At 61.6% G+C, this 4,164-nt stretch carries 4 protein-coding genes; all 4 read right to left on the bottom strand.

All coding sequences use genetic code 11. The annotated features are described in order from the left end of the window. Nucleotides 1-45 precede the first annotated feature (45 nt). Complete coding sequence (locus tag OC610_RS22315) at nt 46-663, bottom strand: FKBP-type peptidyl-prolyl cis-trans isomerase (RefSeq protein WP_003205746.1); 618 nt, start codon at nt 661-663, stop codon at nt 46-48. 197 nt (nt 664-860) lie between these two features. Next, nucleotides 861-1,349 (bottom strand): TIGR00645 family protein, encoded by a 489-nt coding sequence (locus tag OC610_RS22310; RefSeq protein WP_003205748.1) that lies wholly within the window; start codon nt 1,347-1,349, stop codon nt 861-863. 122 nt (nt 1,350-1,471) lie between these two features. Then, the gene (locus OC610_RS22305) at nt 1,472-1,813 is read right to left on the bottom strand and encodes a PA4575 family protein (RefSeq protein WP_264430823.1); all 342 of its coding nucleotides are present in this window, start codon (nt 1,811-1,813) and stop codon (nt 1,472-1,474) included. Nucleotides 1,814-2,124: 311 nt separating this feature from the next. Continuing rightward, a partial coding sequence (locus tag OC610_RS22300) for a Lon protease family protein (RefSeq protein ID WP_264430821.1) occupies nt 2,125-4,164 on the bottom strand: 2,040 nt, incomplete at its 5' end.

The raw sequence follows: 4,164 nt of genomic DNA, 5'->3' as shown, positions 1-4,164 counted from the left end.
TCGCTCCCACAGTTTTTTGTCCGGCTGTAAAAACCGGACAGGGTCTTACAGTACGTCCAGCAGCTCGACGTCAAACACCAGCACGCTGTGCGGCGGGATGCTGCCAACGCCTTGAGCGCCGTAGGCCAGTTCGCTCGGCACGTACAAACGCCATTTGCTGCCGGCGTTCATCAGTTGCAGTGCTTCGGTCCAGCCTGGAATCACGCCGCCTACCGGGAATTCGGCTGGCTGGCCACGATCGTAGGAGCTGTCGAACACAGTGCCGTCGATCAGGGTGCCGTGGTAATGCGTGCGCACTTGGTCTTCACGGGTCGGCTTGGCGCCTTCACCCTGGGTCAGCACTTCGAATTGCAGGCCGGAGGCCAGGGTGGTGATGCCTTCGCGCTTGGCGTTTTCAGCCAGGAACGCACGGCCTTCGCCCGCAGCGGCTTCAGCCTTGGCGGCAGCTTCGGCCTGCATGATTTCACGAATGACCTTGAAGCTGGCGGACATCTCGTCCTGGCCCACACGGCTTGGCTTGCCGGCGAACGCGTCGGTCAGGCCAGCCAGGATCGCGTCCAGGCTTACACCCGGTGGCGGGTTGTCGCGCAGTTGGTCGCCCAACTGACGGCCAATGCCGTAGCTGACGCGGGTTTCGTCGGTGGACAGGTTAACTTCGGACATGATGCTGCTCCGCTGTGCGGACGGCTCGAGAATTGCCGTGAATGACACAGCGCCTCCCGGAGCGCCCGGAACCAAAAGGGCGAGCAGACTAGCACAGATGCCATGGCGCGGACGAACCGCTCACTCCTATCCCTCTAAACGACAACGCCCGCCTGTTTCTCGACAGGCGGGCGCTGCGTCAGCACCGTGGATGGACCTCAGTGCTTGGTCAGCTTGTCCAGGTAACCCATGGCGAACGCCGACACCACGAACGTCATGTGGATGATCACGTACCACATCAGGTGTTCGGGATCGACGTTCTTGGCGTCCATGAAGATACGCAGCAAGTGGATCGAGGAAATGGCAACGATCGACGCCGCGACTTTCATCTTCAGCGAAGAGGAGTCCATGGTGCCCAGCCAGTTGAGCTTTTCCTTGTCGTCGCCAATGTCCAGTTGCGAGACGAAGTTCTCATAGCCCGAGATCATCACCATCACCAACAGGCCGCCTACCAGCGCCATGTCGATGAGCGACAACAACACGAGGATCAGGTCGGACTCGGCCATGGAAAAGACGTTGGGAATGACGTGAAAGACTTCCTGGAAGAATTTCAGCGCCAGGGCCAGCAAGCCCAGGGACAGCCCGAAGTAGATCGGCGCCAGCAGCCAACGGGAGGCATACATTGCATTTTCGATAAAGCGTTCCATTGAATCTCACACCAGGGCTGAAAAATCGCGGCGAGTATATCAGCCACGATCCGCCCCACAAACGCCGCCCCCTCACTTGGGTTTCGGCGCTTGTGTCAATTGTTTACGACCCAGGGCATGCGTCAATGAAGCGGACGGTATTCGAAGCCGCCGACGTTGCGACAACGGCCTCCGTTGATTTCCCGCAGTTGTGCCTGCATGTGCAGGGACCAGATCTGCGGATCGTCGGCCAGCTCATAGCCATGGGTCGTCAGGCTCTGGACGATGGTGTCGAGAATGGTTTCAGCGGCGGTCGGCCCGGGGAACGGCCCTTGGGCCTTGATGGCGGAAGGTTGCTCACCGGCCATTCCGGCGGCGAAGAGCACAGTCCACATGCCGGTGTCGCCAGCAAGTGGGCGCACGGCACATTCGATGCGGGTTACAAGCCCGAGGCATTGACGGGTAAGGCAAAGGTTGCGCGACATGGCGGCGACCCTCGGTAGATCCGGTATTCAGCCCTGGATGGGCTGTTTCGATCCAATGATGGCTCTCGTTATCCTTGAACTGAGGATAGGAGAAAAGTTCCGGCCCCGAAGGTTTTCGAGACCAGAATGCGCCGAGCGGTCATAGTGTGAATATTGACGCCAACTCAGTGGCGCTTTCTGGACGCAGTCCATAAAACATTGTGGGAGCGAGCTTGCTCGCGATAGCGGAGTTTCAGTCACGGTTTTCTCGACTGTCACACCGCTATCGCGAGCAAGCTCGCTCCCACAGGGTCTGTGGTGTCAGGAAAGCCTTACGCCGGCTTGGCCTCCGCCAGCGCCTGCTGCGCCATTTCCTTTTCCGCTTCCTTGATATCGTCTTCGCTGATCATTTCCGCGATGACGCGCAGCCGCTCCACGACGCGGGCGTTGACGCTGCCCTCCGGGAAATCGCCGTTCTCATCCGGCTCGCCGGCAGGTTCGCCCACCAGCAGGCTCAGGGCTTCGTCGGCCTGGCGCACGGCATAGACATGGAACTGCCCGGCGCGCACGGCGGCCAGCACTTTTTCATCGAGCATAAGGGTCGCGACGTTGGCCTGGGGAATGATCGCCCCCTGCTCGCCTGTCAGCCCGCGGGCTTCGCAGAGGCGGAAGAAGCCTTCGATCTTCTCGTTGACCCCACCCACCGCCTGCACTTCGCCGAACTGGTTGATCGAGCCGGTGATGGCGAAGCATTGCTTCAACGGCGTCTTCGACAAGGCCGAGATCAGCGTGCAAGCCTCCCCAAGGGACGCACTGTCGCCGTCCACATAACCGTAGGATTGCTCCAGGGCGATACTGGCCGAAATCGCCAACGGGAATTCCTGGGCATACCGGCTGCCGAGGTAGCCGGTCAGGATCATCACACCCTTGGAGTGAATCGGCTGCCCGAGGTTGACCTCGCGTTCGATGTCGACGATACCGCTGCCGCCCGGGTACACCGTGGCGGAAATCCGCGCCGGCACGCCAAACGCCGAGTCGCCCACTTCCAGCACCGTCAACCCGTTGCACTTGCCTACGGCCGCGCCATCGGTATCGATCAGGATGATCCCCGCCAGCATGTCATCGAGGATCCGCGCCGAAACGCGCCCGGTGCGGGTGGCCTTGGCCTTGAGCGCACGCTCGATGTGGCCGGCGTCGGTCATCTCGTCGCCGGCCAGTTGGCGAATGAAATCCGCCTCGCTGACCAGTTGGAACAGATCGCCAATCCGCGCCGACAAGCGCCCCTGATGCTCGGCCAGGCGCGCACTGTAGGTGGCCAGGCGTGCCACCGCGTCGGCGGTCAGCGGGGCCATGCCCTCTTCCGAAGTACGGGTCTTGAGCAACTGGGCGAACTGCTCCAGGCTCTCGTCGCCCATCGGGATGTCTTCGTCGAAGTCCACCAGCACGCGAAACATCTCCTGGAAATCCGAATCCAGGTCTTGCAGGGCGTAATAGAGCTGGCGCGCGCCGATGATCACGACCTTGACCTGCAACGGAATGTGTTGTGGCGTCAGGGTCACCGTGGCCAACCGCCCCAGCTCGCCCAGCGGCGATTCCATTTTCAGCTTGCGCGACTGCAGGGCGCGCTTGAGCGCATCCCATACGAACGGCTCGCCGAGCATTTTTTCCGCTTCAAGGATCAGGAACCCGCCGTTGGCACGGTGCAAGGCACCTGGGCGCAACTGCCGATACGTGGTGTAGAGCGCACCCTGGTCGGTGCTGTACTCGATGCGGCCAAACAGGTTGTCGTAGGTCGGGTGCGGCTCGAACACCACCGGGGCGCCACCGCTCGCCGGATGGCCGACGACCAGGCTCGGCGCGTATTGCTCTTCCAGCAGCTTGCGGGCGACAGCGTCGGTCTTGCTGTCATCCACCAACTGCTCGACCACGGTCTTGAGCAGGTAGACCTGCATGGCTTGCAGATAACCGCACACGGCGGCGTTCTCGGCGTATTTCTCCGACAACGGCGCCAGCAACGGTTGCAAGGCCAGGGTGATGGTTTCTTCGTTGAGGTGACGCAACTGGTTGTTGGACTCGCGCTTCCACTGCGGCAGGCTGGCGAGTTCTTCGTTCAGGCGCTCCTCCAGGCCGGAAATATCCTCATGGAATCGCTCGCGCTCGGCCTCTGGCAACTGGGCGAATTCCGCCTCGTCCAGGGCCTTGCCCTCGCTCATCGGGGTGAAGGCGATGTTGCTGCTGTCGCGGTACAGCGCGACGTCCTTTTCCAACGCCAGGCGCTCGATCACATCGAGGGCGCGGTCGTAGCGCTGGTTGAAGGCGCGGTCGATGGCGCTCTTTTTCTGTTGGTAGGACGGATGTTCGAACACCGCCGG

Source organism: Pseudomonas agronomica (assembly GCF_025917275.1).
Taxonomy (GTDB): Bacteria; Pseudomonadota; Gammaproteobacteria; order Pseudomonadales; family Pseudomonadaceae; genus Aquipseudomonas; species Aquipseudomonas agronomica.
This window is presented reverse-complemented; position numbering and strand designations above follow the sequence as displayed.